Genomic DNA, 4,233 nt, shown 5'->3' with positions numbered 1-4,233 from the left:
CGTTCGGCCCGGACCTGCTCTTCGCCGCCGAGGACGTGCCGGGGTTCGTCCTGCACGTCGAGATCTGCGAGGACATGTTCGTGCCCGTCCCGCCCAGCGCGGAGGCGGCCCTGGCCGGGGCGACGGTGCTCGCGAACCCCTCGGGCAGCCCGATCACGGTCGGGCGCGCGGACGACCGCCAGCTGCTGTGCCGCTCGGCGTCGGCGCGCTGCACCGCGGCCTACGTCTACGCCGCGGCCGGCGAGGGCGAGTCGACGACCGACCTGGCCTGGGACGGCCAGACCTCGATCCACGAGAACGGCCGGCTGCTGGCCACGACCGAGCGCTTCCCGGCGGGCGAGCAGCACAGCGTCGCCGACGTCGACCTCGACCTGCTCCGCGCCGAGCGGCTGCGGATGGGCACGTTCGACGACAACCGCCGCCACCACGCCGAGCGACTCGACCGGTGGCGGACGGTCGGGTTCACCCTCGACCCGCCGTCGGGCGACCTGGGCCTGCGTCGCGAGGTGGAGCGCTTCCCGTTCGTGCCCGCGGACCCGGCGCGGCTGGAGCAGGACTGCTACGAGGCCTACTCGATCCAGGTCTCCGGCCTCGAGCAGCGGATGCGGGCGCTGGACCAGCCCAAGATCGTCATCGGGGTGTCCGGCGGGCTGGACTCCACCCACGCGCTCATCGTCGCCGCCCGGGCCCTCGACCGCGCCGGCCGCCCCCGCAGCGACATCCTCGCCTTCACCCTGCCCGGCTTCGCCACCGGCGAGCACACCAAAGGCAACGCCCAGCGGTTGTGCGAGGCGCTCGGGACCAGCTTCACCGAGATCGACATCACCGAGAGCGCACGGCTCATGCTGGCGAACCTCGACCACCCGTTCTCCCAGGGCGAGCCGGTCTACGACGTCACCTTCGAGAACGTGCAGGCCGGGCTGCGCACCGACCACCTCTTCCGCGCGGCGAACCAGCGCGGCGGCATCGTGCTCGGCACCGGCGACCTCTCCGAGATCGCGCTGGGCTGGTCGACCTACGGCGTCGGCGACCAGATGTCGCACTACAACGTGAACGGCGGGGTGCCGAAGACGCTCGTCCAGCACCTGATCCGCTGGGTGATCTCCTCGGAGCAGTTCGACGAGGCGGTCGGCGAGGTCCTGCAGTCGGTGCTCGACACCGAGATCACCCCGGAGCTCGTCCCGGCCACCGAGGAGGACCCGGTGCAGTCGAGCGAGCAGAAGATCGGGCCGTACAACCTGCAGGACTTCACGCTGTACCAGGTGCTGCGCCACGGATCGCGACCCTCGAAGGTCGCCTTCCTCGCGTGGCACGCCTGGCACGACGCCGGGCAGGGCCCGTGGCCGCCGAACTTCCCGGAGGACGACCGGGTCGCCTACCAGCTCCCGGAGATCCGGCAGTGGCTCGAGGTGTTCGTCCAGCGCTTCTTCCAGTTCGCCCAGTTCAAGCGCTCGGCGATCCCGAACGGGCCGAAGGTGTCCGCGGGCGGCTCGCTCTCCCCGCGCGGCGACTGGCGCGCCCCGTCGGACTCGTCGGCACGCATCTGGCTCGACGAGATCGCCCGCGACGTCCCCGAGGAGTGGCCGGCGTAGTCGCCGCCGGCCGCTCCTCGCGGGGCTACCGGAGGCGGGCTACTGCTGGCGCTGGGCGAGGCCCTTGAGGCACCAGTCGCCCTTGGTCTCCCCGAGCACGAGCTCGGAGGGCAGCGTCTGGGTCTGGCCCTGGACGCTGAGCGTGACGTCGACCGGGGTGCGGGCCTCGGTGTCGATGATCGTCGTGGTCGGGCCGGCCGGGGCGACCTTGGTGATGTACTGCAGCACCTGCCCGGAGAGCTGGGTGACCGAGCGCCCGTCGGGGCCCTTGCACGAGAGGCCGTCGAGGGTCGGGCCGTCCTTCGCGCTCAGCGCGGAGACCACCTGGTTCGCGGTGTCCTCCGGGTTGCCCGGGCCGAGCAGGTAGCCGGGCCAGACGAGCGCCCCGAGCAGCAGCGCGACGATCGCGCCGATGAGCAGGCCGCCGACGGTGCCGAACGCGAACCCCTTGCGGAGCTCCTTGCGGTAGGCCTTGTCCTCGGCGTCGGCCCACTCCTCGTCGCCGTCGGCGGACGCAGTCGCGTCGGTGGACGCAGTCGCGTCGGTGGCCGCGGTGGTGCCGGGGGCCGCGGAGGTGCCGGTGGTGCCGGTGGCGGCGGAGGGCTCCTCGTTCCCGGGCAGGGTAGCCGCGGGCACGGTCGTCGTCTCGGCGTCGGAGTGGTCGGGCGTGGCCGACGCGTCGTCCGCGGTGGCGTCGTGGGGTGTCGCCTCGTGCGTCGCAGTGTCGTGGACGGCGGTGTCGTGGTCGGTCGCCTCGGCGTCCGGCGTCGCGTGCTCGCTCGCGCCGTCGTGGCCGTTCGTCCCGGTCGAGCCGGTGCCGTCACCCGCCCCCGTCGTCCCGGTGGACGCCGGCCCGTCGGCGGGGTGCTCCTCGCCCTCGACGTCCGCGTGCGCGGCGCTCTTGGGTCCCTCGCTCATCGCGGGTCCTGCTCCTTCCGGGCACGCTCAGCGTGCCGGTCCCTCGGGTCAACGGCCTCCACCGTGCCTCATCGGCCCGACCTCCGGACCGGCGGGGACCCGTCGGGTGGGGCGCGCCCGTCGTCGGGCCCCCTCCCGGACCGGGACGTGACAGGGTTCCCGCGTGAGCGCTCCTGATCAGAAGGACGTCCTGCACCGGTACCTGCGCCAGGGGCGCGAGGTGCTGCGCTGGAAGCTCGAGGGGCTCGGGGAGTACGACGCCCGGCGTCCCCTGACCCCCACCGGCACCAACCTGCTCGGGCTCGTCAAGCACCTCGCGATCATCGAATCGGACTACTTCGGGGAGGTGTTCGGGCGCCCCGTCGACGAGACCGCCGGGTGGTTCGAACGCCACCCCGAGCCGGACGCGGACATGTGGGCCACCGAGACGGAGTCCCGCGAGCACGTGCTGGGGCTCTACGCCCGCGTCGCCGAGCACTCGGACGCCACGATCGCCGAGCTCGACCTCGACGCCCCCGGCCGGGTGCCGCACTGGCCGGCCGATCGGGCCGAGGTGACGTTGGGGCAGGTGCTCGTCCACGTGGCCACCGAGACCCACCGGCACGCGGGCCACGCCGACGTCTGCCGCGAGCTCGTCGACGGAGCCGTCGGCCTGCGCCCGGACAACCCGAACCTGGGCGGCAACGGCGCGGCCCGCCGCCAGGGCCACCGGGCGCGCCTCGAGCGAGAGGCACGCCGCGCTGCCGGGTTGGCCTAGTTCCCTAGCCCGTCCACCGTGACCGGAATCGGTCGTGCGCGACTCTGTTTCGCCCGACCCGGCCGGTAGTGTCGCGCGAGACCAGACGGGAGGGACCGTGACCGAAGCACGCGTGGGCGTGGAGAGCGAGTCTCGCGCCGCAGCGGTCCGCGCCACCCGACTGCTCGAGACCGGCCCCGAGGCCGCCTTCGACCGTCTCTGCTCCCTCGCCGCGACCATCCTCGACGTGCCGATGGCCTACATGACGGTGGTCGACGACGTCCGCTCCTTCCTCAAGGGCGCCCCCGACTCGGCGACGATGATCGGCACGGAGGGCACGTTCGAGGTGCCTGCGCGCGAGGCCGCGTGCCAGTTCGTGGTGGACGGCGGCGAGGAGGTGGTGGTGAACGACACCGCCACCGACCCCCGACTGCGCGACCTCGTCCAGATCAAGGCCTTCGGCGCCCGCTCGTGGATCGGCGTGCCGATCCTGGACCCGGACGGCTACGTGCTCGGCAACCTGTGCGCGATGGACGGGCGGGTGCGGGAGTGGACACCGGCACACCTCGACTCGCTGCGCACCCTCGCCGCCGCGGCCAACGACTCGATCGCCCTGCGCCTGGCCGCGCGCGACCTGCAGTCCTACGCCGACCACTCCGCCGAGCTCGCCGAGACCCTCCAGCAGTCATTGCTGCCGATGCACCCGCCGACCGTGCCCGGGATGACGATCGCGACGCGCTTCTCCCCCGGCGGCACCGGCGTGGAGGTGCTCGGCGACTTCTACGACGTCGTGCCCCTCCGCGACGGGTTCGGCGTCGTGATCGGCGACGTCTGCGGCAAGGGCCCCGTGGCGGCGCGCACGACGGCGATGGCCCGGTCCGCGGTCCGCACGGCGGCGCACTCCGAGCCCGACCCGGCCGTCGTGCTCGACACCGTCAACGAGGTCCTGATGTCCTGGTTCGGCGCCGGGCGCAGCTTCGTGACCGC

General features: G+C 73.4%; 4 protein-coding genes. 3 read left to right on the top strand and 1 reads right to left on the bottom strand.

Annotated elements, in window-relative coordinates; translation table 11 throughout:
- On the top strand, positions 1–1,592 hold a 1,592-nt coding region (locus tag AC0CYZ_RS11930; RefSeq protein WP_472215540.1), incomplete at its 5' end, for an NAD(+) synthase.
- A gap of 39 nt (positions 1,593–1,631) precedes the next feature.
- Here the strand turns inward: AC0CYZ_RS11930 and AC0CYZ_RS11925 are convergent.
- Positions 1,632–2,510 (bottom strand): hypothetical protein, encoded by an 879-nt coding sequence (locus AC0CYZ_RS11925; RefSeq protein ID WP_472215538.1) that lies wholly within the window; start codon positions 2,508–2,510, stop codon positions 1,632–1,634.
- 163 nt (positions 2,511–2,673) lie between these two features.
- On the opposite strand from AC0CYZ_RS11925, the gene AC0CYZ_RS11920 reads away from it, so the two are divergent.
- Together AC0CYZ_RS11920 and AC0CYZ_RS11915 are read left to right on the top strand one after the other, a co-directional pair.
- Complete coding sequence (locus AC0CYZ_RS11920) at positions 2,674–3,267, top strand: DinB family protein (protein ID WP_472215536.1); 594 nt, start codon at positions 2,674–2,676, stop codon at positions 3,265–3,267.
- A gap of 97 nt (positions 3,268–3,364) precedes the next feature.
- Positions 3,365–4,233 (top strand): PP2C family protein-serine/threonine phosphatase (locus AC0CYZ_RS11915; protein ID WP_472215534.1); only part of this gene is annotated, 869 nt, incomplete at its 3' end.

The organism is Actinomycetospora sp., from assembly GCF_055612215.1.
Note: the sequence above shows the minus strand (reverse complement) of the source record. Positions and strands in the feature narration are given on the sequence as shown.